The organism is Mycolicibacterium neoaurum ATCC 25795, from assembly GCF_000691525.1.
Classification (GTDB): Bacteria; Actinomycetota; Actinomycetes; order Mycobacteriales; family Mycobacteriaceae; genus Mycobacterium; species Mycobacterium neoaurum.
On sequence record NZ_JMDW01000007.1, the window covers coordinates 107,442 to 131,494 of the forward strand.

Annotated in this window: 25 protein-coding genes; 16 read left to right on the forward strand and 9 right to left on the reverse strand. The window is 66.9% G+C overall.

All coding sequences use genetic code 11. The features are described from left to right. Window positions 1–19: 19 nt before the first annotated feature. A complete protein-coding gene (locus tag IC40_RS0107070) occupies window positions 20–769 on the forward strand; it encodes an SDR family oxidoreductase (RefSeq protein ID WP_030134037.1) in 750 nt (249 codons plus the stop codon). Beyond that, window positions 766–1,419, forward strand: a complete 654-nt coding sequence (locus IC40_RS0107075) for a nitroreductase (protein ID WP_030134038.1) — start codon at window positions 766–768, stop codon at window positions 1,417–1,419. The genes IC40_RS0107070 and IC40_RS0107075 overlap by 4 nt, the downstream gene beginning before the upstream one ends. An 18-nt stretch (window positions 1,420–1,437) precedes the next feature. Here IC40_RS0107075 and IC40_RS0107080 read toward each other — a convergent pair whose 3' ends face one another. The 6 genes from IC40_RS0107080 to IC40_RS0107105 form a co-directional block, all read right to left on the reverse strand. Beyond that, window positions 1,438–4,197: a helix-turn-helix transcriptional regulator gene (locus tag IC40_RS0107080; protein WP_030134039.1), complete on the reverse strand. Its 2,760-nt coding sequence runs from the start codon at window positions 4,195–4,197 to the stop codon at window positions 1,438–1,440. A 67-nt stretch (window positions 4,198–4,264) separates the two neighbouring features. Beyond that, entirely contained in the window at window positions 4,265–4,618 is a 354-nt protein-coding gene (locus IC40_RS0107085; protein WP_042509598.1) for an STAS domain-containing protein, read from the reverse strand. Window positions 4,619–4,749: 131 nt separating this feature from the next. Next, window positions 4,750–5,742 (reverse strand): helix-turn-helix transcriptional regulator, encoded by a 993-nt coding sequence (locus tag IC40_RS26810; protein ID WP_051644286.1) that lies wholly within the window; start codon window positions 5,740–5,742, stop codon window positions 4,750–4,752. 82 nt (window positions 5,743–5,824) lie between these two features. Then, window positions 5,825–6,535, reverse strand: a complete 711-nt coding sequence (locus IC40_RS0107095; protein WP_030134042.1) for a GAF and ANTAR domain-containing protein — start codon at window positions 6,533–6,535, stop codon at window positions 5,825–5,827. Between the two features lie 82 nt (window positions 6,536–6,617). Then, entirely contained in the window at window positions 6,618–7,094 is a 477-nt protein-coding gene (locus tag IC40_RS0107100; RefSeq protein ID WP_030134043.1) for a hypothetical protein, read from the reverse strand. Window positions 7,095–7,231: 137 nt separating this feature from the next. After that, window positions 7,232–8,482 (reverse strand): MFS transporter, encoded by a 1,251-nt coding sequence (locus IC40_RS0107105; protein WP_042509597.1) that lies wholly within the window; start codon window positions 8,480–8,482, stop codon window positions 7,232–7,234. A gap of 159 nt (window positions 8,483–8,641) precedes the next feature. On the opposite strand from IC40_RS0107105, the gene IC40_RS0107110 reads away from it, so the two are divergent. The 9 genes from IC40_RS0107110 (at window position 8,642) to IC40_RS0107150 (ending at window position 15,638) form a co-directional block, all read left to right on the forward strand. Beyond that, window positions 8,642–9,643 carry an AAA family ATPase gene (locus tag IC40_RS0107110; RefSeq protein WP_030134045.1) on the forward strand — a complete coding sequence of 334 codons (1,002 nt, stop codon included), beginning with the start codon at window positions 8,642–8,644 and terminating at the stop codon, window positions 9,641–9,643. 7 nt (window positions 9,644–9,650) lie between these two features. After that, entirely contained in the window at window positions 9,651–10,520 is an 870-nt protein-coding gene (locus tag IC40_RS0107115) for a DUF58 domain-containing protein (RefSeq protein ID WP_030134046.1), read from the forward strand. Beyond that, a complete protein-coding gene (locus IC40_RS0107120) occupies window positions 10,510–10,977 on the forward strand; it encodes a hypothetical protein (protein WP_030134047.1) in 468 nt (155 codons plus the stop codon). Before IC40_RS0107115 ends, IC40_RS0107120 begins: the two co-directional genes overlap by 11 nt. Continuing rightward, entirely contained in the window at window positions 10,968–11,903 is a 936-nt protein-coding gene (locus tag IC40_RS0107125) for a hypothetical protein (RefSeq protein ID WP_030134048.1), read from the forward strand. The genes IC40_RS0107120 and IC40_RS0107125 overlap by 10 nt, the downstream gene beginning before the upstream one ends. After that, window positions 11,900–12,772 (forward strand): vWA domain-containing protein, encoded by an 873-nt coding sequence (locus tag IC40_RS0107130; protein WP_030134049.1) that lies wholly within the window; start codon window positions 11,900–11,902, stop codon window positions 12,770–12,772. The genes IC40_RS0107125 and IC40_RS0107130 overlap by 4 nt, the downstream gene beginning before the upstream one ends. Continuing rightward, window positions 12,769–13,371 (forward strand): hypothetical protein, encoded by a 603-nt coding sequence (locus IC40_RS0107135; protein ID WP_030134050.1) that lies wholly within the window; start codon window positions 12,769–12,771, stop codon window positions 13,369–13,371. The genes IC40_RS0107130 and IC40_RS0107135 overlap by 4 nt, the downstream gene beginning before the upstream one ends. 73 nt (window positions 13,372–13,444) lie before the next feature. Continuing rightward, window positions 13,445–14,284, forward strand: coding sequence for an SDR family oxidoreductase (locus IC40_RS0107140; RefSeq protein ID WP_030134051.1), 840 nt, complete (start codon window positions 13,445–13,447; stop codon window positions 14,282–14,284). Between the two features lie 38 nt (window positions 14,285–14,322). After that, complete coding sequence (locus IC40_RS0107145) at window positions 14,323–15,339, forward strand: DNA topoisomerase IB (RefSeq protein WP_030134052.1); 1,017 nt, start codon at window positions 14,323–14,325, stop codon at window positions 15,337–15,339. A 41-nt stretch (window positions 15,340–15,380) separates the two neighbouring features. Beyond that, window positions 15,381–15,638 carry a DUF7218 family protein gene (locus IC40_RS0107150; protein ID WP_030134053.1) on the forward strand — a complete coding sequence of 86 codons (258 nt, stop codon included), beginning with the start codon at window positions 15,381–15,383 and terminating at the stop codon, window positions 15,636–15,638. Here the strand turns inward: IC40_RS0107150 and IC40_RS0107155 are convergent. Continuing rightward, window positions 15,632–16,180 (reverse strand): hypothetical protein, encoded by a 549-nt coding sequence (locus IC40_RS0107155; RefSeq protein WP_030134054.1) that lies wholly within the window; start codon window positions 16,178–16,180, stop codon window positions 15,632–15,634. The genes IC40_RS0107150 and IC40_RS0107155 overlap by 7 nt on opposite strands. A 23-nt stretch (window positions 16,181–16,203) precedes the next feature. On the opposite strand from IC40_RS0107155, the gene IC40_RS0107160 reads away from it, so the two are divergent. After that, window positions 16,204–16,968 carry an endonuclease/exonuclease/phosphatase family protein gene (locus IC40_RS0107160; protein ID WP_030134055.1) on the forward strand — a complete coding sequence of 255 codons (765 nt, stop codon included), beginning with the start codon at window positions 16,204–16,206 and terminating at the stop codon, window positions 16,966–16,968. On the opposite strand, the gene IC40_RS0107165 is transcribed toward IC40_RS0107160, so the two are convergent. Beyond that, window positions 16,965–17,150 carry a hypothetical protein gene (locus IC40_RS0107165; protein ID WP_030134056.1) on the reverse strand — a complete coding sequence of 62 codons (186 nt, stop codon included), beginning with the start codon at window positions 17,148–17,150 and terminating at the stop codon, window positions 16,965–16,967. The genes IC40_RS0107160 and IC40_RS0107165 overlap by 4 nt on opposite strands. A gap of 85 nt (window positions 17,151–17,235) precedes the next feature. On the opposite strand from IC40_RS0107165, the gene IC40_RS0107170 reads away from it, so the two are divergent. From IC40_RS0107170 to IC40_RS0107185, 4 genes are all read left to right on the forward strand, one after another. Continuing rightward, window positions 17,236–17,424 carry a hypothetical protein gene (locus IC40_RS0107170; protein WP_030134057.1) on the forward strand — a complete coding sequence of 63 codons (189 nt, stop codon included), beginning with the start codon at window positions 17,236–17,238 and terminating at the stop codon, window positions 17,422–17,424. Between the two features lie 51 nt (window positions 17,425–17,475). Beyond that, a complete protein-coding gene (locus IC40_RS0107175; protein ID WP_030134058.1) occupies window positions 17,476–18,972 on the forward strand; it encodes an FAD-dependent oxidoreductase in 1,497 nt (498 codons plus the stop codon). A gap of 45 nt (window positions 18,973–19,017) precedes the next feature. Next, window positions 19,018–20,196: a zinc-dependent alcohol dehydrogenase gene (locus IC40_RS0107180; protein WP_030134059.1), complete on the forward strand. Its 1,179-nt coding sequence runs from the start codon at window positions 19,018–19,020 to the stop codon at window positions 20,194–20,196. Window positions 20,197–20,368: 172 nt separating this feature from the next. Further along, complete coding sequence (locus IC40_RS0107185; RefSeq protein WP_030134060.1) at window positions 20,369–21,502, forward strand: glycoside hydrolase 5 family protein; 1,134 nt, start codon at window positions 20,369–20,371, stop codon at window positions 21,500–21,502. 10 nt (window positions 21,503–21,512) lie between these two features. Here the strand turns inward: IC40_RS0107185 and IC40_RS0107190 are convergent, their stop codons facing one another. Next, entirely contained in the window at window positions 21,513–24,020 is a 2,508-nt protein-coding gene (locus tag IC40_RS0107190) for a DEAD/DEAH box helicase (protein WP_030134061.1), read from the reverse strand. Window positions 24,021–24,053: the final 33 nt, after the last annotated feature.

Genomic DNA, 24,053 nt, shown 5'->3' on the forward strand with positions numbered 1-24,053 from the left:
CACTGAGGAGACGACGATCATGACCACCGAGAACATCACCGTCATAGGTGCCACCGGGCAGATCGGTGCACCGCTGGTCGACATGCTGACCGCTGCGGGGTACCGGGTGCGGGCCGCGTCCCGGCGATCCGGGGTCGACGCCGCCCTCGGCACAGGCCTGGTGGAGGCGCTGTCGGAGGCGGACGTCGTGATCGACGTGCTGAACTCGCCGACGATGGACGATGACGCCGCGCTGGCGTTCTTCACCGCGGCCGCTGCCAACATCAGCGGTGCCGCGAAGAAAGCCGGTGTGGGCCATTACGTCCTACTGTCGATCGTCGGTGTCGACGGCCTGCGCGGCGGCGGATATCTGAGCGGAAAGGTCGTGCAGGAGAACACCATCGCGCAGTCGGGCGTGCCATACACCATCGTGCGGGCCACCCAGTTCCACGAGTTCACCGAGATGATCGCCGCCTCGCTGATCACCGACGGTGTTGTCCGCGCACCGGATGCGCTGATCCAGCCGATTGCCGCGGCCGAGGTGAGTGCCGTGCTGGCGCGGGTCGCCGGCGAGGCTCCGATCGACGGCGTGCACAATCTGGGCGGACCCGACACCTTCTCGTTCGCCGAACTCGCCGAGCTGGTGCTTCCGGGTGCCGACCAGTTGCGCATCGTCACCGACCCGGAGGCCACCTATTTCGGCACCCCGGTCACCGCGACGAGCCTGGTGACCGGTCCCGGCGCGGAGCTGGCAACGACCCGGCTGGTGGATTGGCTCGGTGCCCGATGAGCACCCTCGCCGATGTCGTCGAGCACCGTCGATCGACCCGGATGTTCCTGCGCGACAAACCCGTTCCGGTGGAGTTGCTGACGGAGTCGCTGGCGTTGGCCATGCGGGCACCGTCCAATTCCAACGTGCAACCGTGGCGGCTCTACCTGGCCACGGGTTCCCGCCGGGAGTCTCTCGGCGCCGCACTGTCGGCCGAGGCGCGGACGAACCCGCCGGCGAACCTCGGTCTACCCGACTCGTTCGCCGCGCTCCGACGTGAACTGGGAGCGCTGGTCTACGGTTCGATGGGGGTGGCGCGAGACGATACCGAGGCCCGCTGGAACGCGCAGTTGCGCAATTTCGACTTCTTCGGGGCACCGGTGGCGGGCATGGTGTGTATGCACCGCGATCTCGGGCTGCCCGACGCCCTCGGTGTCGGCATGTTCGTCCAGACCCTGCTGCTGGCGCTGACCGACCGCGGCATCGACAGTTGTGTGCAGGTATCCACCACGTTGTATCCCGACCTCGTCAAGCAACACCTCGGTATCCCGGACGAGCTGATCATCCTGTGCGGACTGAGCATCGGTTATGCGGACCCGGCCTTCCCGGCCAACAACCTGACCATCCCGCGAAACGAGCTCGCCGACAATATCGTGATGCTGGGCGACTGACCCGGTGCACGAGCCGTCTCAGATATGTGTCCTGAGCTCACGACGCGAGCGGATATTCAACTTGGCGAATACCTTTCGCAGGTGATACTCCACCGTGTGCGCGCTGATGAACAGCTCGCCGGCGATCTCCTGGTTCGTCAGTCCGCGACCTGCCAACTGCGCGATCTGCTGTTCCTGGGAGGTCAGTGCGTCACCGGCCGCGGTCGGTTGCTTGCGGGTCTTGGTGCCGGTGGCCTGGAGTTCACGCCGTGCGCGTTCGGCGAACCCGGCCACGCCCATCCGGTGAAACGACTCATGTGCCACGCGTAGCTGTTCGCGGGCCAGTTTGGCGGAACGATTGCGACGCAACCATTCTCCGTACAGCAGGTGTGTCCTGGCCAGCTGTGCCGCCTGCCTGGTCCTGCCGAACTGGTCGAGCGCCTCGTCATAGAGCTCCGCGGCGGCCGGTCCGTCGGCGAGCAGTGCCCGCGACCTAGCGAGTGACCCCAGCGCCCGTGGGGTCGAGGCGGCCAGTGTGCGTGCCTGCAGATGTTCCATCGCTTCGGCGGCCCGCTCGGGTTGGTCGCAGCGGACCGCGGCCTCGATGAGCTCCAACAGCATCTCGTTGTAGAAACCAAGGTCCTCATAGGCGAAAGCGCGCAACCCCGCGTCCAGCGCCTCCTGGTAGCGGCCCCTGCCGTTGTTGAGCACGGCGGCACCGTAATGAGCCAATCCCGTGATGCGGCCCTCGCCGCGGGCGGTGCTGTCCTTGAGTGCGGCGTCGATGAGCCGAGACGCCTCGACGTCATCGCCGGACCACGCCGCAAGAACGAGACGGTGATACCGCGGCGGCGTGTATCCGGTGGCGACCGAGATCTCGTGTGCCTTGGTAACCAGGTCACGCGCCGAATCCAGTGCACCGGCCTCCATCTCGGAACCGGCGCGGGCCAGCAGGGATGCGGGCAACAGGGTGAGTGCGCCGCGCTCGGTTGCGAGCTGGATGGCGTATGCGGAGATATCGCGCCAGCCCTCGTCGTCCCATGCCTCGTGGATCAGGGATTCGTGCACGACCGGGAAACCGAGCCAGAACCAGTCGTTACCGGCACCGGCGACCTCGTCGCGACCGGCCGTCTTCAACGCCTCCAGCGCCGTCTGCACGGCGGGCATGGCGGCCTCCGCACCCGATGCAAGCCGGTCGGCCAGCGCCCTGGCGACCTGATCGAGCGGGCGACCGCCCTCGACGGCGGCGAATGCGGTGCGGGCGGCCGCACCGATCTCGGCGGCCTTGGTGCCGCCGTGGCGGCCGACGTACATCGCCGCCGTCATCGCCTCCAGATAGGCTGCCCCGGCCATCGCCGGAGCAAGCACCTGCAATTGTTCTGCCACCGTGCGGAACTGGTCGACCGCAGACAACAGCGCCTGGGCGTCGCCCCTGGTCCTTGCCGAGACGAACGTCAGGCGGGTCCGCAACTGCGCCCACTGTGCCTGCTGCAGGTCCGACAACGGGCACAGCTGCGCGGTCGCCAACAGATGCCTTGCGGAGTCGAACGATGCGACCTCGCGATGCGCTTCGGCGGCCGCCAGTGCGCGCGCGCCGCGGATCGCCGGATCGGGTGTCAGCTCGACAGATCTGGTGAGAAAGGCTGCCGCCGCGGCCGTTCCACCGCGCTGACGGGCGCGCCGCGCCGAGGCCTCCAGTTCGTCGGCCACCTCGGCGTCGACACCGTCGGCCGCCAGCGCCAGGTGCCAGGCGCGGCGGTCGGGATCGACGGTCGGGTCGGTGCCGGCGGCCAACGCGCGGTGGGCGGCCCGACGTTCGTCGGTGGTGGCCGAGCGGTAGGCGATACTGCGTGCCAACGGGTGCTGGAACTGCACCCGGGTGTCGACGGTGATCAGCCCGGCATCCCGCGCGGCCGTCTCCGCCGAGGCAGGTACCTGCTGCACCTCCATCGCACGACGCAGCAGCGACGGATCACCGACGGGTTCGGAGGCGGCCAGCAGCACCACCCGGCGGGCATCTGCAGGCAGGGACCGTAGCGTCGACAGATAGTGATCCTCGATCTCGGCGACCACCGGGCGCCGGTCGGGGCGCTGGAAACCGCCCGCCAGGTCGACGGCATTGAGTCCCTGTGAAATGGCCTGCAGAGCAAGGGGATTGCCGCGTGCCTCGGCGACGATGCGGTCGCGAACCGCCGGGTCCAGGCGGCCGGGGAACACCGACTCCAGCAGCTCGCGTGCGCTGTCGTCGGCCAGGCCCGGAACGGCCATCGCAGGCAACCCGGCGATACCGTCGATGGGCGTACGCAGCGCAAGGACAAGGCCGACCCGGACGTCGGGCAGCCGGCGGGCAACGAAGAACAGCGTCTGTGCCGACACGGTGTCCAGCCACTGCAGATCATCGACGACCAGCAGCACCGGACGCCGCGCGGCGGCGTCGACGAGCAACCCTATGACGGCGAGGCCGACCAGGAAGCGGTCCGGGGCGGGCGCGGTGTCACTGAGCCCGAAGGCGCTCTCCAATGCCGCGCGTTGCGGGGCAGGCAGTGCGGCGCGCAGGTCCAGGATGGGCGCGCACACCTGATGCAGTCCCGCGAATGGCAGTTCCATCTCCGACTCGATGCCGGTGGCCTCGAGGATCTGGAAGTCGGCGGCGGACGCGCGCAGATGACCGAGCAGGCTGGTTTTTCCGACGCCGGCCTGTCCGAGCAGCACCCGGACCTCGCTGTCGCCGTCTCGGACGGTGCGCAGGAGCGCTTCGAGCACTTGGCATTCGGCATTCCTGCCGATCAACGCGGACATCGAAGCCGATCTTTGCACGGTCGCCCGCGGCGGGTCGACGCGGCGCGAGGCCGGCGAGGGTCCGAGATCAGAGGCCGTGTCGGGCCGCGTACTCGCAGACCTTCAGGACCCGCCGCACCGGTGCGCCGGTCAGCAGCGTCAGCACCACGTCGGCCAGTATGCACCGGTACTCCAGTGTCTTCAGCATCGTGTACCCGGCACAGCCGAAGAAGTCGATATCGGTGAGGTCCAGCACCATCCGTTGGCACAGCACGACCTTGCTCAGCGCGTAGTCGAGAAGGATATCGGTGTTGGTCGCGTCCAGTTCGCCGGTCACCGTCACCACTGCCAGATCGAAATCCTGCCAGTGCGTGGTCATCTGCAGAGCGCGCCGGGCGGTACCGACGGGCAACGGGGTGTCGCTGGGAAGTGTGTCTGTCATGACGCCCTCACTCGAAGCGGGGTGTCGCTGAGGCGACCTGTGCGGCTGCTGCTCAACCGGCCTCCAGGCTACCGGGATACTGAATCCACATTGCGACGATCATCGGCCGCTGGGCGAAGCGCAGGCGCGCCTCACCGCCGTAGCGTCTCGTGCGGACTCTCGCCGTAGGTCCGCCGATACAGCACGGCGAACCGGCCGGTATGGGCGAAACCCCACCGCGCCGCCGTCGCCGCAACCGTGGTCACCGACCGGTCGCCGGCGATGAGTTCCTTGCGCGCCTGCGCCAGCCGGATGGTGCGCAGATAGGCCGTCGGCGTGGTGTTGAGGTGCCGCCGGAACAGGTACTGGACGGTTCGCGGCGACAGGTACAGGGCCGCCGCGATGTCTCGGACACTGATATCGCGTGCGGCGTTGTCCTGGATGAAGTTGACCGCCTGGCGCAGCAGGGCGGGCTGGTCGGCACCGGCACCGGCATCGGCATCCGGGGATCCCGTCGGCAGGTCGTTGGGGAAGGTGCTCAGCACCGCACTGGCCAGCATCCGGCCTGCCGAGCGCAGCACGATCGGGTCGTCGGTGGTGTTGTCGGAGGTCAACAAGCTGTCCAGGAACCGTTCGGTGGCCTCCAACGCATGCGTGGCGTGCGACTCATCGGGTGTGAGCGCGGTGAAGCGTGGTACCGACGGGGACTCGGTGTCTATCGCCGCGACCTCGGCGAGCAGGGCCTTGGACACCACCACCGACCGCAGCTGGGCATCGGCGAGGACCACGCGCACGGGGCCGAGGCCGCTCGAGGCCAGGATCCACGTCCCGGGTTCCGCCACCGTGGCGAAGCCGCCGTGCTGTACCTCGACCCGGCCGGCCAGGACGTGCAGCGCGACGACCGCTGGGACATGCTCGGCGCGCAGCTGCACCACTCCGGTGTGCCGGATCTCCTCGATCGCGAAGGTGTCGACATCGACCCTGGAGTGTGTGCACGAGCATGGCCCGTGATCGGCGCCATCGGTGCGGGTGATGCTGAATCTGGTCGAATAGCACTGGTCCAGATACTTCTGGATCAGCTCGGGATCGCTGGAGTTGATGCCTGCTCGCTCGGCCAGGGCGGCAGCAACGGGGTCGGACGTCATCTGGGCTCCACAAAAATGGCTCCGGATGGGCGTCGTACCTGAACCCACGGTCTATGGGTTCAGTTTACCCACGTGAGGAAATTCAAACGGGTCGGTCCTCCCCAGTCCTGGAATCGATGACCTTCTCGGCGAGTTCGACCAGGGGCGTATTGCTCTCCTGGGAGAGTCTGCGCAAGAGCCCGAAGGCACCGGCCGCGTCCACCCCGAAGCGCTCCATCAGGATGCCCTTGGCCTGGCCGATCAGATCTCGGGAAGCCAGTGCGCTGCGGAACTGCTCGTCGCGCACCAGCAGATTCCAGGCGACCGCGGTGTGCGTGGCAAGGATCAGCCCCAGCTCGACGGCGTCGTCATCGAAGGCATCGGTCTGTTCTCCGTAGAAGTTCAGGGCTCCCATCGCCTCACGGTTGCGGAACAGCTGAAACGCCAGGGAGGACCGGATGCTGGTGTTCTGCCGCGTCTCCTGGCAGAACAGCGGCCAGCGCTGTTCGGTCTCGACATCACGGATCCGCATCGTGTGCTGTTCCCAGGCGGCCTCCAGACAGGGCCCCTGCTTGGTGCGACGCTGGATGTCGTCGATCTTGTCGGCCACCGAATCGGTTGCGGCCACCGACTTGACCTCACCCTCGCGGGTCGCGACCGTGATGCTCGCCGACACGGCGCCCGGCAGCGCGGCTGCTGCATTGACGGTCAGCTCCCGCAGCGCGGTCTCGGTGTCATTGGGTTGCGTGCGCTCCAGATCGCGAAGCAACTCCGCGAAGCGGAGGGCGACCGCATCACGTTCGGCATTGAGCATGAGCCACAAAATAGCGCGGATCCCGCCGACCGGCTCATGGGTATCCCAAACACAGCGCCCAGCGGTGCCCGGGCGTGTGGTGTCAGTGCGCGACGGGTGTTCTCGGCGTCGTGTGCGCGGTCTTGGTCGAGCGCGCCGCGCTACGTGCGGCGAGCACACGACGCCGCTGGCGCTCATCGCGGTTCATGCGCCGGCAGAGCGCGCGCAGCTTGCCCGCGGACAGCCCCCGGTGGCGGTCCACCAATTGGTCGAGCTGCTCCCAACTCAGGCCGTCCAGATCGCCGTCGGCATCATGGCTGGCGATCACCACGGCGCCACGGAGCAGGGGCACGTTGCCGGCGCCCAGTGCGGTGGTGGCCATCAAAAGCTCGGTGGCGGTGCGGTTGACGCGCCGTTGGCAGCCGCCGGCCGAGGGGCTGAACCAGAAGTCGAACTGATGATCGGCGCTGGTCAGCGCCTGAAGTCCCTGGGCGTTGACGAGTTCGGTGATATCGGCGGTGGTGTAGGCGCGGGTCTCATAAATGGCGCCACTGGCGCTGAGGAAGAGGACTGTGTTCATGGTGGTGATCCATTCGGCTCTTTCGTAGTTACCGGTGTGACGCTTTGCTGCGCCTGTTACCAAAGTTACCCGTGTGACAAACGGGCCAAACCTTGATAACAATCCGGTTGCCGAGAAATTCCGCTGCCGGGCGGCGGTCAGGGCACGGGGCCGGTGAGCGTCGCGGGTCGGCACAACACCGCCACCGTCAGGGTGAGCGCGGCCGCGACCGCAAAGGCCGCCTGCACATTGACCGCATCTGCCGTTCCGCCCAGTACCGCCGCCGCGATCGGACGTGACCCCAGGAAGCCGACCATCCAGAGCGCCATGATCCGGCCGCGCAGATCCTGTGGTGCGCGCTCCTGCACAACCGTGGTCAAACCGGTCAAGGCCCAGCCGAAGCCCAGCCCGGCGAGAGCGAAGCCGCCCATCGCGACGGCCGGTATCAGACTGCCGGCCAGTACGGCACACCCCAGTCCCAGCCCGGTCAAACCGAGGAATGACACCCGCGCGGACGGGAGCCGGCCGCCGATGATGGCGAGTGCGCCCATACCCACCGCTGCACCGACTCCGAAGATGGCCGAGAGCATTCCGACGAGCTGGGTGCCTCCGCCGAGCGCATCGGCCAGCGCGGGTGCCAGCGTGATCGACGGATCGGCAGCGACGCCGACGGTTGTGACCGCCAGCAGGGCCATCAGCAGCGGGCGATCACGCCAGACGTGCCGCACCGCGGCCCGCACCCGGCGGTCGGCGTCGGCGGCCCGTGCCGGGGGTGCGGGCAAGCGCACCGCGATGATGAACACCGCGAAGACCAGGTGCAGGCCGGCGCTCACCGCGAATCCGGTCGCTGCACCGAAATGGGCCGCCAGGTACGCCCCCGCGGCCGGCCCGGCGATGCGACCGATGGTCATCGGAATGCTGTTCAGCGCCATCGCCGTCGACAGCTCGCCCGGCCGGATGAGGTCCGGCACGATCGACTGCATCGCCGGCCCACCCACGACGAAACCGACGCCCACGATCAGCGACCCGAACAGGACCGCCACCGCCGCCGGCGTGCCCTGTTGCTCTGGTTCCAGGAACATCCAGCCCGCAATCGAACCCGATCCGGCCATGCACAGCACCCGGCCGAGCAGGATCTGCCTGCCGGGATTGCCGGAATCGGCCCAGCGGCCGCTGACCGGGCTGAGCAGCAGCTGCGGCCCGAATTGGAAAACCCCGACCAGACCCACCATCAGGGCCGATTCGGTGGCCTCGTACACCACGACGGCCGCGATGATGCTGTGCGTCCACACCGCGACGATGGAGAACATCCGGCCCCAGAACAACGTTCCGAAAACCGGGTCCAGCAGCAACCGGACCGGTCCGCGCGGGCGCGCTTGCGCAGCAGGGTCGGTGAGCTGTGGCACCAAACATGTTTAGCAAACGTAGCTAAATTCACACAGTCGGTGCGATGGCCCTGGTCGGCCCGGATACGCAGTGACCCCGCGCCGTGCGGGATTCGCCGGCATAGCTTGGCGATCGGCCAACATGGGTATTCGTGGCCGGCCATGCAATCCCCGGAAGGATCTATGACCGCTTCGCATCTGCAGCCCTCCGACGGGGCGATCGGTGATGCCAGAGATGTCGCCGCTGCGGTGGCATCCGAATTCTCCACCAAGGTCGTCGGGCAACATCAGCTACGGGAATCCCTGCTGCTCGCCCTACTTGCCGGCGGTCACCTGTTGGTCGAAAGCGTCCCCGGCTTGGCGAAGACCACCGCTGCCCGGGTGGTCGCGGAATCCATCGACGGCAGCTTCCGGCGCATCCAGTGCACCCCCGACCTGCTGCCCAGCGATATCATCGGTACCCAGATCTACGAGGCCGCCAGCAACTCCTTCACCACCAGACTCGGCCCGGTACACGCCAATATCGTGCTGCTCGACGAGATCAACCGGTCCAGCGCCAAGACCCAGAGCGCCATGTTGGAGGCCATGCAGGAACGCCAGACCACCATTGCCGGCGTGGAGTATCCGATCCCGGCGCCGTTCGTGGTGATAGCGACCCAGAACCCGGTCGACCAGGAAGGCACCTATCCGTTGTCGGAGGCGCAGACAGACCGGTTCATGCTCAAGGAACTGGTGCAGTACCCCTCGGTCGCGGACGAGGTCGAGATCATCGAGCGGATGGATGCCGGACTCTACGACCGCGACCACCCCGCCCGTGCCGTGGTCACCGTCGATGACATCCGCCGCGCTCAGACCGCCGTGCGCGCCGTGCACATGGATCGGGTGCTCGTCGAATACGCGGGCCGGCTCGTCGGCGTGACCCGCGACCCGGACGGCCACCTCCCCGCGAGCGTGGCCCGGCTGATCGAATACGGTGCCAGTCCGCGTGCCACCATCGCATTCTGCCGCACCGCAAGAGCTTTGGCGGTCCTGCGCGGGCGCAATCACGTGCTTCCCGACGACATCGCCCGGCTGGCACACCGCGTTCTGCGACATCGGATGGTCCTCGGGTTCGAGGCGGCCAGCGCCAGGGTCACCCCCGATGCCGTGGTGGACGCGGTGTTGCGAGCCGTCCCGGTGCCCTGAGACGGCAATGGGTAAACATCTCGATGCGGCCAAGGCGTTCATGGGTAGGGACGCGGCGGGCATGCTCGCCGGTGGCCGGTACGCCCTGGTGCACACCAGGAGCCTGGAATTCGACGAGCTGCGGCCCTATGTGCCCGGCGATGACGTCCGCGATATCGATTGGAAGGCCACCGCTCGTTCGGGGCAGCCGCTGGTCAAACAGTTCGTCACCGAGAAACACCACAAGATCCTGGTCGTCGCCGACGCCGGCCGCAATGCCTGCGCCGACACGCCGACCGGCGAGCCGAAATCACAAGTGACGTCCCACATCATCGGTGCCATCGGATTGATCACCTTGCCGCGCTCGGACGAGATCGGGCTGGTCACCGGCGACCGCCGCGGTTGCGTCGACATCCGGCTGCGGCGCGGTGAAACCCATATCGAACGCATGCTGCACCGCTATCACCAGCATGTCGGCGCCCAACCGGATGCCAGCGATATCGTGGTCCAATTGCGGTGGGTGGCCAGCCATCAGCGACATCCGCTGCTGATCATCGTCGTTGCCGACGAGCCCGATATCAGCGACCGGTTACGGGACGTGCTGCAGTCACTCGGTGCGCGCCACGATGTGCTGTGGGCCATGGTCGGCGACCGGCCCGCGGTCGATCCCGGCTATCCGGGCACCGGGTACGACGTCGCCGACGGTCGCCGGGTGCTCGGCGCCGATGTCCTCGGTGATCGCGTTGTGCGTGCCTACCAGCGGTCCGAAGAGCAACGCCGACAGGAGCTCTCGGAGTTCATGACAGAACTGCGGGTGCCGCATGCACGGATCGCATCGAGCGCGGGCATCGCTGCGGCGCTGGCGGCGATGACAGGGGTGTACGCCCGTGCCGGATGACCTGTTGAGCTACCTGATGGATGCGCCGCCCGCGTCGGTGGGATGGCTGTGGGGTGTCGGGAGCATCGTCGCCGCGGTCGCCGCTTGGTACCTGGGCGTGCTGTGGTGGACCGCACCGGGGCGAAGCGAACCCGCCGTCGTGGGCGCGGCGCGGGCGGCGATCATCCGGCGCCGGGCGTTGCGAGCCATCGCTGATACCAAGATGCGTTACCGCGCAGCCGATATCAGCGCACCTGTCGCCGCATCGCACCTCAGCGGACACCTGCGCCGCTTTCTGCGGGAGACCACCGGGCAGCGAGCAGAGTATCTGCAGCTCCCCGAGATCGCCGAGGGCGCGCTGGCCCCCGCGGCGCCCGTCCTCACTTCCCTCGACGACATCCAGTTCAACCGGACCACGATCGCCGATGTCGAGGTCGCGGCCTCTGCCGCCGAACGGCTGGTGCGCGAATGGATCTGACATGGTGGGCCGTCGTCGTCATCGCGTGCGTCGGACTGGCCGGATGCATCGGCGCCGCGCTGCTCCGGCCGTCCAAGACGCCCGAGCGTCCGCCGCGTGCGCTGGCCAACACCCGGCGGCTGACCGCCCTGCCCGAGTACGTGCGGGCCGCACGACTGCAGGCCATCTCGGCCGCGCTGAGCATCCTGTTGCTGTTGGCGGCCTTCGCCGCAGCGGCGCTGGCCGCCGCGCGACCGAACGGGCTGCCCATACCGCAACGCCAGGTCGCGGCAGACCAGCCCGAGGACATCATGGTGTGCGTCGGTGACGCACGCGATGATGCCGCGGTGCAGGCGACCATGCGGTATTTCGCCGAGACGGTGCGCGGATTCGGTAGTGAGCGCATCGGTCTGACCTCGGCCAACCGACGGGTCATCCCGTTGACCCGCGACTATCAGTACGCCGCAGCACGGTTCGCCGATCAGGCAGCGCTGACCTCCAATGTGTCCTATGTCGACTATGCCCCGACGGTATCGGACATCCTGGCACTCTGCCTGACCGGTTTCCCGGACTTCGGATCTGCCGCACCGCAACGCCGGTCGCTGATCTATGTCGGCCCCGCGGCGCTGCCGGACGATCCTGCACCGGCACTGTTCAGTGATACCGCCGTGCGCGCGCTGGCTCGCGATGGTGCCGTACAGGTCAACGCCATCAGCACGGGTGCGGGTCTGCCCGCCGAGCTGGCCGAGGCCACCGGGGGACGCGCGTATCCCGCAACGACCGATGTGGGAGCCCGGCTCGCCGAGATCCGCCGCAATCAGCCACCGCCGGTGCCCGCTGCCGACGGTGCGGCAGCGTACGCGTCCGAGACCCCGGACCCGGCGGTCCTTGCCGCGCTTGTCGCGATAGCCGCCGTGCTCCTGATGCCGGTGGTGATCCGGCGATGACGTTGCAACCCGCGCTGCCGGTATGGCTTCTCATCACCGCAGCCGTGCTGGTGATCGCCGTGGGCGTGCTGGGCGTGCGGGGCAGGCGCCGGGCATTGGTCGCGGCGGCACTGCTGTTGTTGTGCGCACTGCTGCGACCGGTCATCGGTGGATCCGAGCAGGCGGTCACCAGCGTCGCCGGTGACCGTGACCCGAACATCTTCCTGGTCGTCGACCGGTCGCCCGATATGGCCGGACCATCGGTCATCCAGGCACGCAACGATATCGAGGCACTGATCGACCGCTATCCCGACGCCCGCTTCGCGGTCATCGGCTTCGCGGCCCGGCCATCCCTGGACTGGCCGCTGTCCGCGGATACGTGGAGCCTGCGCCCGGTTGTCGCCGATATCGGCGTCGATGACACCGCAACCGCCGACTCCGCCAATGCCGGCGCCGCGGCGACGGTGTTGCGTTACCAACTCATCGCAGCGACCCAACAGTTCCCCAGGGCTCGCAATCTGGTGTTCTATCTCGGTGCCGGGGCGCCCGGATCCGATTTTCCGGCACGGGAATTCGCGCTGCCCGAGAACTCCGTGGACGGTGGTGCCGTGCTGGCCTACGGGATCGCGGGCCGATCGACCCTGCAGACCGTCGCCGATCAGCTCGGGGTGCCCTACCTGCCACGCGAACCCGGCAGTTCCGTCGCCGATCAGCTCGATGCCGACGATGTCACGGCGAGTGTGCCCGCGGCGACCAAGCAAACGGCATCGGGATTCGAACTGTACTGGGTGCTCAGTGGTGCCGCGGCGATCCTGCTGCTCGGTGCGCTTTACCACGTGCTGCTCGAGCTGCGCCGCACCAGGCTGGACCGGGTGGAGGTGGGTCGGTGACCCCCCTACGCAGGCGAGCGTTGCTGTTCTCGGCCCCGGTGGTGCTGATCCTGCTGCTCATCGCCTGTCGACTGGCGTGGACCGGCCTGGCCGAAGACGCGGCGGCGCAGAGGTTCTCGGCGGGTGTCGCCGCGGCGCGTGATGACCGGCTCGTCGAGGCCGAGGAGGACTTCGTCTCCGTGCTGGATCGCGTCGATGACGGTAGATCCTGTGCGCTGAGAGTCGATCTGGTCCTGGTGCGTGAGACCCTCGGCGACCGGGCGGTCGTGGATGCCGAGGCCGATGACGCCCGCGAGCACTACCGCCGCGCCCGCGAGGTCGTCGTGCAGGCGCCGCGGGGATGCTTTGCCGAGAACACCGATGCCGATCCCGGTCGTCGGGAGGTTCGGGCGCAATCGGCGGCCCGGCTCGATGCCAAGATCGCTGCGCTGTCGCAACCGCTACCACCCGCTCCGCCGCCGCCTGCCGGTGCGCCGCCGCCGCTGACGACAACCCCGGGCAGCGCATCGACCCCCGATGTCCAGGAGCGCCGACTGAATCCCGACGAGGGCGATCCGCTCGACCGTCTCGGTGACATCTTGCGCGATGCCTGGTCCTGATGGGGTACGCACCCATCGGGCGGGCGTGACACCGAAGGCCATGTCTGTAATGTTCATGAGCTACCGTCGAGTGATGGATACGGTAGCGGTGATCACCGGTGGGGCAGGCGGTATGGGCGTGGCGACGGCGAGGATCGTCGGACGCAACCAACACGTGGTGCTGGCTGACGTGAGGGCCGACCGACTCGACGCTGCGACGGCAGCACTGGCGGAACTCGGTATCGCCGCGACCGGTGTCCATTGTGACGTGACGGACCGACAGGCCGTCGACGCGCTGTATGCCGCCGCGACCGCCCTGGGTCCGGTGACGGCCGTCGTGCACACCGCAGGGGTCAGTCCTGCGATGGGCGATGCCGAATACATCATGCGCACCAACGTGTTCGGCACCGTTCACGTCAACGAGAAGTTCTATGCTGTCGCCGGATCGGGAGGCGCGATAGTGAACGTCGCATCGATGGCCGCGCACATCCTGCCCGAGTCCCTCATCCCGGTGGACCGGTTCCCGCGTGCGCTGCAGGATGAGCAGACGTTCCTCGCCGATGTGCTGCCCTCCTGCGATGTTGCCGGTGACAGCAGGCGTTCCGGCATCGCCTACGGCATCAGCAAGAACTTTGTGAAGTGGTACAGCAGTGCCAACGCCGAGCGCTTCAACGGCCGCGGTCTGCGCATCGTGTCGGTGTCTCCGGGATCGGTCGACACCGAGATGGGCAGGCTGGAGGAGGCAGGCGGCGCCGGCGCTTTGGTCGCCGATGCCGCGGTGCCTCGGTGGGGCACGGCCGAGGAGATGGCGGAGCTGTTCGTGTTCTGCGTCAGTGACCGTGCGGGCTACCTCACCGGAACCGACATCCTCAACGACGGCGGTGTTGTTGCCTCGATCCGGGAGCGGGCTCGGGTCGGCGTACCCGGCACCTGAACAGGTGTAAAGCGCTCACTGCCAGGGTAATAGGACGCATGCGGTTGCGGCGGAGTGTTCTCGACGGTCCGGGTATCACCCGGCTGCGCAAGGGCAAGGGCTTCACCTATCGGGGGCCCGACGGTGAACCGCTGGCGGACGCCGACCACTTGGCCCGCATCAAGGATCTGGTCATCCCGCCGGCCTGGCGCAAGGTGTGGATCAGCCCGTACGACAACGGTCATATCCAGGCGGTGGGCACCGATGCCGCGGGCCGCAGGCAATACCTGTACCACCAGGCATGGCAGGAAGAGCGTGCCGAGGAGAAATTCGACAGGGTGCTGGAGATGTCGACCGCGCTGCCCGCGTGGCGGGAGCGGATTGCCGCAGACCTCACCGGGCGGGGACTGTCCCGCGATCGGGTGTTGGCCCTGGCGTTGCACCTTCTCGACCTCGGCTACTTCCGCGCCGGTGGCGAGCAATACGCCGAGGAGCATGAATCCTACGGACTGGCGACCCTGCAGTGTGAGCACGTCACCCTGCGAAAGGGCGCTGTGGCCTTCGATTTCCCGGCCAAGAGCGGTGTACGCCGGATATGGGAGATCGACGATCCGGAGGTACTGCGTGCCGTGCGCGCGCTGTTGCGTCGGGACGGCCGCGCCGATCGGTTGCTGGCGTGCCGCAACGGTTCGAACTGGGTCGATATTCACGCATCGGACCTCAACACGCGGTTCAAGGAGCTGGTCGGTGACGAGTACAGCGTGAAGGACCTGCGTACCTGGCACGGTACGGTCCTGGCGGCAGCCGCTTTCGCCGAGGCCGATCCGGGTGAGACCGAACGCAAACGCAAGCGCGCGGTGTCTGGGGTGATGAAACAGGTATCCGAGGAGTTGGGCAACACCCCGGCGGTGGCGCGTAGCTCATATGTCGACCCGCGCGTGGTCACCGGTTACGAGCACGGCGTCACGATCGCCGCCGCGGCCAGACGCGCAGCGCGAGAAAAGGACCGGGCTGCCGGTGTGGCCATCCTGGAGAAGGCGACCCGCAGCCTGGTCCGCAAGGTCGCCAAGGGCTGACGGTCCCGTTTCACCCGGCTTGTCGCCGGGAATCCCACCGCATGCCGAATTCATCGATCAAGAACGAGAAAATGTACGAAGACCTGCGAGATCAGGGAAATTCGAAGGAGAAAGCGGCGCGGATCTCCAATGCGGTCGCCGCGCGGGGTAAGTCCGCGGTGGCACGCAAAGGGGGCAAGTCCGGGTCCTACGAGGACTGGAACGTCGCCGATCTGAAGAAGCGCGCCAAGGAGCTGGGTATGACCGGATACTCCAAACTGACCAAGGACAAGCTGGTCGACAAGCTTCGTAATCACTGACCGGTCAGGCCGAGACGGTCGGCAAGGACGAGGAAGGCGACCGCGTAATCGTTGTGCGCCGTCGCGTCACGCAACTCGCTCCAGCACACCTGCTCGCGCACCGCACGAACCGGTGGGAGCAGTGCTGCGAAATCGCAATGATGTTCGTTCAGGGCACGCAGCTTCTGGGTGAGCACGACGGTGACCGGCAGGACGGGCATCCGGATCGCCAGCACATCACACGGCTCGGCACGGTGGAGCAGCTCGGCGGTCACGGGTTCGGCGTTGACGCGGTGCAGCACGTCGACCAGCGCGCCGCCCAGGTACGCCTTGAACAACCAATCCTCGGGCGGACGTTCGATGTCGAAACCCGCCTTGTCGAGGGTGTGCGCCGCGGCGTCGGCATCCTTTTCGGCTACCACGAAGTCGACATCGTGCACGGGCTCCGGCCCGCCTGCCACCCACAGCGCGAAACTTCCCGCCAATGCGAAATCGGGTCCCTGCTCCTTGAGCGCCGACCCGGCGGCACGCATGGCCGCGCGCAGCTCCTCATGTGTCGACATGCGATGCTGGGTACCCATTGAACATGCGGATCGCCACTTTCAACATTCTGCACGGGCGCACCGTCGGAGACGGCGTACACCCGGAGCGCCTGGCTGAGTGCATCAAACGCCTCGACCCGGACATCCTGGCGCTGCAGGAGGTCGACCTCGAACAACTTCGATCAGGCCGCTCCGATCTCACTGCGGTGGCCGCGGAGGCGATGGGTGCGGTGGCGCACCAGTTCGTCGCCGCGATCGCGGGCACTCCAGGTGCGACGTGGATGGCGGCCGACGGTGCCGAACAGCCTGGGACCGCGGCGTACGGTATCGCCTTGCTGTCCCGATACCCGGCCATCAGTTGGCAGGTGGTCAGAATGCCCCGCATCCCGGTGCGATTTCCGCTGTACCTTCCGGATCCGAAAAAGGTCGTGCTGGTGAAGGAGGAACCGCGCGCTGCCGTGATCGCGGCGCTGGACACGCCGCTGGGGCCGATATCGGTTGCCAATACCCATCTCTCCTTCGTCCCGGGATGGAACCGTCGGCAGCTGCGCCGCTTGGTCCGTGATCTGCGGGGTCTGCCCGGCCCGCGGATCCTGACCGGCGACCTGAACCTGACTCCCGAAGCGGTCGCCCGCAGCACCGGCTTCCGATCGTTGGCGAGTGCCGCGACGTTTCCCGCGGACGCCCCGACCAAGCAGCTCGACCACATCCTCACCGACGATGCCGCACTGCGCGCGCACTTTGCCGACGCCCCGGCCGTCGAGCTGTCCGATCACCGTCCGCTGGTCGTCGATATCGCCCTCGGTTAGTCGTCCTCGCTGCGCGCTTCGGCTCCGGTCTGCCCGGAGTCGAAATCGTCATCGGAAAAGGTGCGTCCCACATAGGAGCCGCCGTCATCGCCGTCGGCGCGTGACCCGGCAACCTTGGGGTCATCGTCGACGTCGGACTCGCCGTGCTCAGACTCGCGCTTTTCGGGATCTGGGGCTGTCATCGGCACCGGATACCCCCTATGACGTAGGCCAATCGGCAGCTGCCAACCAGGGTTAACGGGAGCAAAAACGGGAACGTAAGGCGCTATGGCTACTTATCGAGTTCTGAACCCACACGGCGACGTGGTCGACACCAAAGACATCGAGAGCGCGCAGGATGCACACGCCTGGTTCGTCGATTCCAAGGCAGACAATTCCGAACTCGGATGGCGCATGGAGGTCAAATCCGATGACGGCTGGGCCTTCTTCGATGACAGTGAGGGCTCGCCGGACTGATACGGAGCGGCAACGCCGTTTGCGTCTCGCGTCTTCGGGTATCGCGGCCCGATGACATCGCTATGGTTGGACGGCCGCGTCGAAGCCGTTGATCCGAACGTCCCGCTGAAAGATGACACATTCGACGTCGCGGTGGTCGGCGCCGGTATCACCGGCCTGACCACCGCGCTGTTGTTGGCGCGGGCAGGCAAGAAGGTGGTGGTGCTCGAAGCCCGCCACGTCGGGGCCGCCACCACCGGGAACACCACCGGCAAGGTCAGCCTGCTGCAGGGCACCAAGCTGTCCAGGATCAGGTCCCAACACGACGACCGGGTGCTGCGCGACTATGTCGAGGGCAACACCGAGGGACGCGACTGGCTACTGCACTACATGGACGCCCACGGGCTCAGCGTGCAGCGCGAGGACGCCTACACCTACGCTCAGTTCGAAGCCGGAATCGACTCGGCCCGAGCCGAACTCGCTGCCTGCCGAGCCGCCGGACTACCGGCCGAATGGGTGGACTCTGCCGATGTGCCCTTCCCGTTCGCCGGTGGGGTGCGGCTGCCGGAGCAGGCCCAGATCGATCCCATCCCGCTGCTGGACAGCTTCGTCGTCGAGCTCGAGCAGCACGGTGGCACGCTGGTTCAGGGCGCGCGGGTGCGATCGGTGTCGGTGGGCACACCGGTCCGGCTGCGCATCGACCGCGCAGGTGAATCCTCGATGGTGACCGCTGCGCACTGCATCCTGGCGACCGGCGTTCCGATCCTGGACCGCGGTGGCTTCTTCGCAAAGGTCAGTCCGCATCGATCCTATTGTGTCGCTTTCGACGTGCCCGGTGACATCACTCGCCCCATGTTCCTGTCCACGGACTCGCCGTCCCGATCGGTGCGCTATGCCCCGACCCCGGGAGGAGATCTGCTCATCGTCGGCGGCGGTAGCCACACTGTCGGCAGGGCCCGGGACGCGGCCGGTGGGGTGAGCGAGCTGGTGCACTGGGCCAAACAGCATTTCCCGGGTGCCGTGCAGACCCACTATTGGTCTGCACAGGACTATTCGCCGATCGACGAATTGCCCTATGCGGGACCGATTCTTCCCGGCACCCGGCATATATGGGTCGCCACCGGATTCGACAAATGGGGTATGACGAACGGGATCGCTGCGGCACTTGCACTGTCCGGACAGATTCTCGGTGGGCACATGCCGTGGGCCGGCGCTTTCGCCGCATGGAGCCCACACGAACTGACCGGACTGTCGACCGCGCTGAAGCACAACCTCTCGGTGGGCTATCACCTGGCCAAGGGGTGGGTCGAACCCGTTACCCGGCATGCCGAGCCCGACGAGGGCCACGGCGTGGTGTCCGGACCGCCATGGCGCCTGCACGCCGACAGTGTCGTCGACGGGATTCGGCGAACGGTGTCGCCGGTGTGCCCGCACCTCGGCGGCATCGTGTCCTGGAACGACGCCGACTGCGCATGGGAATGCCCCCTGCACGGATCCCGATTCGCGCCGGATGGAACCCTACTTGAGGGTCCGGCCACCCGAGGCCTGACAGCACAAGGGCATTCTTGAGACCTGACCCGTTTCGGGCGGTGGCTCCCGGGTATCGCCTGCTGCATGAAAGCTGTCACCTGGCAAGGAAAACGCGATGTTCGGGTCGAACAGGTACCCGACCCGAAGATCGAACAGCCGACCGATGCGATAATCGAGGTCACCTCCACCAATATCTGCGGCTCCGATCTGCACCTCTACGAGGTGTTGGGCGCCTTCATGAATCCGGGTGACATCCTCGGCCACGAGCCGATGGGGATCGTGCGGGAGGTCGGCGCCGATGTCCCCAATCTCAAGGTCGGCGACCGGGTGGTGGTGCCGTTCCAGATCTCGTGCGGCTCCTGCTACATGTGCGATCTGGACCTCTATACACAGTGCGAGACAACTCAGGTACGCGAGCACGGCATGGGGGCGGCACTATTCGGGTACTCGGAGCTCTACGGGCAGGTACCGGGTGGTCAGGCCGAACTGCTGAGAGTGCCGCAGGCACAGTTCACCCACATCAAGGTGCCCGAGGGGCCGCCGGATTCGCGGTTCGTGTATTTGTCCGACGTCCTGCCGACCGCCTGGCAGGCGGTGGCCTATGCGGGCATCCCTGAGGGTGGTTCGGTGACGGTGCTCGGCCTGGGGCCCATCGGAGACATGGCTGCCCGGATCGCAGCCCACCTGGGTTACGACGTCATCGCGGTGGATCGGGTGCCCGAACGTCTCGCGCGTGCCCAACAGCGTGGGCTGCGGACTCTCGACCTCGAACAGAACCCGGATCTGGGTGAAGCCATCCGGGAGCTCACCGGTGGTCGCGGCACCGACTCGGTGATCGACGCCGTCGGTATGGAAGCGCACGGTTCGCCGATAGCCAAAGTGGCACAACAGGTCAGCGGGCTGCTACCGGATGCTTTGGCCAAGCCGCTGCTGGAGAAGGCGGGCGTCGATCGGCTGGACGCGCTGTTTTCCGCGATCGACATCGTCCGCCGCGGCGGCACGATATCGCTGATCGGTGTGTACGGCGGCATGGCCGACCCGATGCCGATGCTGACGTTGTTCGACAAGCAGGTCCAGCTTCGGATGGGCCAGGCCAATGTCAAGAAATGGGTGGACGACATCATGCCGCTGCTCGACGACGAGGACCCGCTCGGCGTCGACACCTTCGCCACCCACGTGCTGCCACTCGATCAGGCGCCGCATGCCTATGACATCTTCCAGCGCAAGGCCGACGGCGCGGTGAAGGTGATTCTCACGCCCTGAGTAGTGACAACACATCGGCCCGGCGCACCCAGCGCCGGGCCGATTTGTGTACGCCGGTGCCGATGTGGGTACGGTACGGCTGTCCGGGGGATCGATGACCACTGCGAAATCGAAGGACGACAACTTGGTACGTGATCTGAGACACACCAACGGGATTCGGTCAGATCGAACGGTGCGCCGCAGAACACTCCTCAAGGTTCCGTTGCTCGCGGCACCTGCGGCCGCGGCCCTGTCGGCGACGCCCACCGCCTCGGCGGCAATGGCGGGCCGATGGTCGACCGATCGTGCGCACCGGTGGTTTCGCGCACAGGGTTGGTTGGTCGGCGCCAACTACATCACCTCGAATGCCATCAACCAGCTGGAGATGTTCCAGGCAAAGACCTTCGATCCGGCGCGCATCGACAACGAGCTGCGGATGGCCCGCTCGATCGGATTGAACACGGTGCGGGTATTCCTGCACGATCAGCTGTGGACGCAGGATCGGGTCGGATTTCACCGTCGCCTCGGTCAATTCGTCGATATCGCCGCAAAGCACAGAATTCGGCCGCTGTTGGTTCTTTTCGATTCGTGTTGGGATCCGCTGCCGCGCAGCGGGACGCAACGCGCCCCCGTCCGCGGGGTGCACAACTCCGGTTGGGTGCAGAGCCCCGGTGCTGAACGCCTCGACGACCGGCGCTACCGGCAGGTTTTGCAGGAGTACGTCATCCGAGTGATCAGCCAGTTCCGCAACGACGATCGGGTGCTGGGCTGGGATCTGTGGAATGAGCCGGACAATCCCGCCGCGGTCTATGCGAAGACCGAACGCAAGGACAAGCCGGAACTGGTGGCCGAGCTGCTGCCGCAGGTGTTTCGCTGGGCCCGCACGGTGGATCCGGTCCAACCGCTGACCACCGGCGTCTGGGAAGGCGAATGGCGTGACGCCGCCCGGCGTAGCGAAATGGCGTCCATTCAACTCGATCTCGCCGATGTGCTGAGTTTCCACAGTTATGACAACCCTGCCGGCTTCGAGAGGCGAATCGAGGAACTCCAGCCATGGGGCAGACCGATGATGTGTACCGAATACCTTGCGCGCACCGAAGGCAGCACCATCGAGGGCGTGCTGCCGGTGGCGAAGCGGCGCCACGTCGGCGCATACACCTGGGGGCTGGTGGCGGGTAAGACGCAGACCTACCTGCCCTGGGACTCCTGGGACAAACCCTATCTCGACCCACCACGGGAGTGGTTCCACGATCTGATATTCGACGTCGGTCGGCCATACCGACCGCGGGAGATCGACACGCTGCGCAGCCTCACCGGATCTCCGTGAGCTCCGGCGGCTAGTCCGTCCCCACGCTGATCAGGCGGACCACCGCTGCACCCTCCTCGTCGGACGCAGCCAGGTCGATCTCGGCAATGATCGCCCAATCATGTTCGCGTGCAGGATCGTCGATGATCTGGCGCACCTCCCATCGGCCGGGTTGGCGATCGATGATCACCATGGCGGGTCCGCGTGCGTCCGGACCGATGCCGATATCGTCGTGTTCGTCGAAGTAGTCCGCGCCGGCCTCCGCCCAACGCTGGGCGTTCCATCCGGAGCCGGAATCGAGTTCACCCAGTTCGGTCCAGTTCCGCCGCGCGAAAAGCTCCACCCGGCGGAAGAGGGCATTGCGCACCATGGCGGTGAAGGCGCGGTCGTTGCCGGTCAGCGGCCGCGGCCGCGCCGGTACCGCCACCGGGACGTCATGGGGTAGTTCGGGGCTGGTCAGCTGCTCCCACTCGTCCAGGAGGCTCGAATCGACCTGGCGGACAAGCTCACCGAGCCACTCGACGATATCGTTGACCTCTTCGGTGCGCGCCGCCGTCGGCACTCCCGAGCGCAGCGCCTTGAACGCATCCGACAGGTAACGCAACACCGCACCCTCGGAACGGGTGAGCCCGTACTGGCTGACGTACTCCCGGAACGTCATGGCCTTTTCCCACATCTCGCGGACCACGGACTTGGGCGACAGCGCCCCGTCGGCGGCCCATGGATTGGTCTGCAGATACACCGCGAAGGTGTGCTCCAACAAGTCGGCCAGCGGCTTCGGATAGCTGATCTCATCGAGCAGTTCGATACGCTCGTCGTACTCGATGCCCTCGGCCTTCATGGCCGCGACCGCCTCGCCCCTGGCCTTCTTCAGCTGTGCGGCCAGGATCTGGCGAGGATCCTCCAGTGTCGCCTCGATCACCGAAACCACATCCAGGGCATAGGTTTCGGCCTTTGCGTCCAATACGCCCACCGCGGCGAGAGCGAAGGTGGACAGCGGCTGGTTCAGTGCGAAGTCGGCCGGTAGATCGACTGTCAGCCGGTAGCGTCGTCCGTCGGGCTCCGGGGTGTCGAGACGCTGCACGATACCGGCCTGTAGCAGGGAACGGGCGATGCCCAGCGTCTCGCGGATCAGTTTGAGCTGCCGCTTGCGCGGTTCGTGATTGTCGGTCAGCAACCGGCGCATCGCGGTGAATGGATCACCGGGCCGGTCGACGATATCCAGCACCATGGCCGTCGAGACCCGCATGCTGCTGGTGAGCGCCTCGGGGCTGGCCTCGACGAGTCGGGTCATGGTTTTCTCGCTCCATGGCACCATCCCCTCGGGAACCTTGCGCCGCACCAGCTTTCGTCGCTTCTTGGGATCATCGGCGACCTTGGCGAACTGCTTCAGGTTCTCCACCTCGTGCTCGGGCGCCTGCACGACCACATTGCCGACGGTGTCGAATCCGGCGCGTCCGGCGCGACCTGCGATCTGGTGGAACTCGCGGGCGTTGAGCAACCGGGTCCGGGTGCCGTCGTATTTCGACAGTGCCGAGAACACCACGGTGCGGATGGGCACATTGATCCCGACACCGAGGGTGTCGGTGCCGCAGATCACCTTCAACAGACCCGCCTGGGCGAGTTGTTCGACCAGCCGTCGGTATTTCGGCAACATGCCTGCGTGATGGACGCCGATACCGTGGCGCACCAGCCGCGATAGTGTCGACCCGAACGACGTGGAGAACCGGAAGGCGCCGATGTGTTCGGCGATGGCGGCCTTCTCCTGCTTGCTGGATACATTGACGCTCATCAGTGCCTGCGCCCGTTCCAGCGCCGAGGCTTGGGTGAAGTGCACCACGTAGATCGGTGACTGCCGGGTGTCCAGCAGCTCGCCGATCGTCTCGTGCATCGGCGTGGTGGCGTAGGAGTAGAACAGCGGCACCGGACGCTCGGCGCCGGTGACGAGCGCGGTGGGTCGACCGGTGCGGCGGGTGAGGTCCTCGCGCAGGAACGTGACATCGCCGAGGGTGGCCGACATGAGCAGGAACTGGGCCCTCGGCAATTCCAGGAGCGGGACCTGCCAGGCCCAGCCGCGGTCGGGGTCACCGTAGAAATGGAACTCGTCCATCACCACCAGACCGATATCGGCAGCGGCGCCCTCCCGCAGGGCGACATTGGCCAGGATCTCCGCGGTGCAGGCGATGATCGGGGCATCGGCGTTGACCGCCGCGTCCCCGGTCAGCATGCCGACATTGTCTGCCCCGAACACCTCGCACAGGGCGAAGAACTTCTCACTGACCAGGGCCTTGATCGGGGCGGTGTAGAAACTGACCCGGTCGCCGGCCAACGCGGCGTAGATGGCACCGGTGGCCACCAATGACTTACCCGATCCGGTCGGCGTCGCCAACACCACGTTGCTCCCGGAGACCAGCTCGATCAGCGCCTCCTCCTGCGCTGGATAGAGCTGGGTGCCGTTGGCCGCCGCCCACTCGCCGAAAGCGGTGAACAGTGCGTCTGGGTCGGCATCCGGGTCGGGCGAAAGGGGAGGTGTAGTCATGTCGACCACCAGCCTGCCGGACGGGGCCACGAC

Bases quoted from the DNA above. Each gene is read 5' to 3' on its own strand.
- IC40_RS0107070 (WP_030134037.1), top strand. From the start codon at position 20: ATGACCACCGAGAACATCACCGTCATAGGTGCCACCGGGCAGATCGGT.
- IC40_RS0107075 (WP_030134038.1), top strand. From the start codon at position 766: ATGAGCACCCTCGCCGATGTCGTCGAGCACCGTCGATCGACCCGGATG.
- IC40_RS0107080 (WP_030134039.1), bottom strand. From the start codon at position 4,197: ATGTCCGCGTTGATCGGCAGGAATGCCGAATGCCAAGTGCTCGAAGCG.
- IC40_RS0107085 (WP_042509598.1), bottom strand. From the start codon at position 4,618: ATGACAGACACACTTCCCAGCGACACCCCGTTGCCCGTCGGTACCGCC.
- IC40_RS26810 (WP_051644286.1), bottom strand. From the start codon at position 5,742: ATGACGTCCGACCCCGTTGCTGCCGCCCTGGCCGAGCGAGCAGGCATC.
- IC40_RS0107095 (WP_030134042.1), bottom strand. From the start codon at position 6,535: ATGCTCAATGCCGAACGTGATGCGGTCGCCCTCCGCTTCGCGGAGTTG.
- IC40_RS0107100 (WP_030134043.1), bottom strand. From the start codon at position 7,094: ATGAACACAGTCCTCTTCCTCAGCGCCAGTGGCGCCATTTATGAGACC.
- IC40_RS0107110 (WP_030134045.1), top strand. From the start codon at position 8,642: ATGACCGCTTCGCATCTGCAGCCCTCCGACGGGGCGATCGGTGATGCC.
- IC40_RS0107115 (WP_030134046.1), top strand. From the start codon at position 9,651: ATGGGTAAACATCTCGATGCGGCCAAGGCGTTCATGGGTAGGGACGCG.
- IC40_RS0107125 (WP_030134048.1), top strand. From the start codon at position 10,968: ATGGATCTGACATGGTGGGCCGTCGTCGTCATCGCGTGCGTCGGACTG.
- IC40_RS0107130 (WP_030134049.1), top strand. From the start codon at position 11,900: ATGACGTTGCAACCCGCGCTGCCGGTATGGCTTCTCATCACCGCAGCC.
- IC40_RS0107140 (WP_030134051.1), top strand. From the start codon at position 13,445: ATGGATACGGTAGCGGTGATCACCGGTGGGGCAGGCGGTATGGGCGTG.
- IC40_RS0107145 (WP_030134052.1), top strand. From the start codon at position 14,323: ATGCGGTTGCGGCGGAGTGTTCTCGACGGTCCGGGTATCACCCGGCTG.
- IC40_RS0107150 (WP_030134053.1), top strand. From the start codon at position 15,381: ATGCCGAATTCATCGATCAAGAACGAGAAAATGTACGAAGACCTGCGA.
- IC40_RS0107155 (WP_030134054.1), bottom strand. From the start codon at position 16,180: ATGTCGACACATGAGGAGCTGCGCGCGGCCATGCGTGCCGCCGGGTCG.
- IC40_RS0107160 (WP_030134055.1), top strand. From the start codon at position 16,204: ATGCGGATCGCCACTTTCAACATTCTGCACGGGCGCACCGTCGGAGAC.
- IC40_RS0107165 (WP_030134056.1), bottom strand. From the start codon at position 17,150: ATGACAGCCCCAGATCCCGAAAAGCGCGAGTCTGAGCACGGCGAGTCC.
- IC40_RS0107170 (WP_030134057.1), top strand. From the start codon at position 17,236: ATGGCTACTTATCGAGTTCTGAACCCACACGGCGACGTGGTCGACACC.
- IC40_RS0107175 (WP_030134058.1), top strand. From the start codon at position 17,476: ATGACATCGCTATGGTTGGACGGCCGCGTCGAAGCCGTTGATCCGAAC.
- IC40_RS0107180 (WP_030134059.1), top strand. From the start codon at position 19,018: ATGAAAGCTGTCACCTGGCAAGGAAAACGCGATGTTCGGGTCGAACAG.
- IC40_RS0107190 (WP_030134061.1), bottom strand. From the start codon at position 24,020: ATGACTACACCTCCCCTTTCGCCCGACCCGGATGCCGACCCAGACGCA.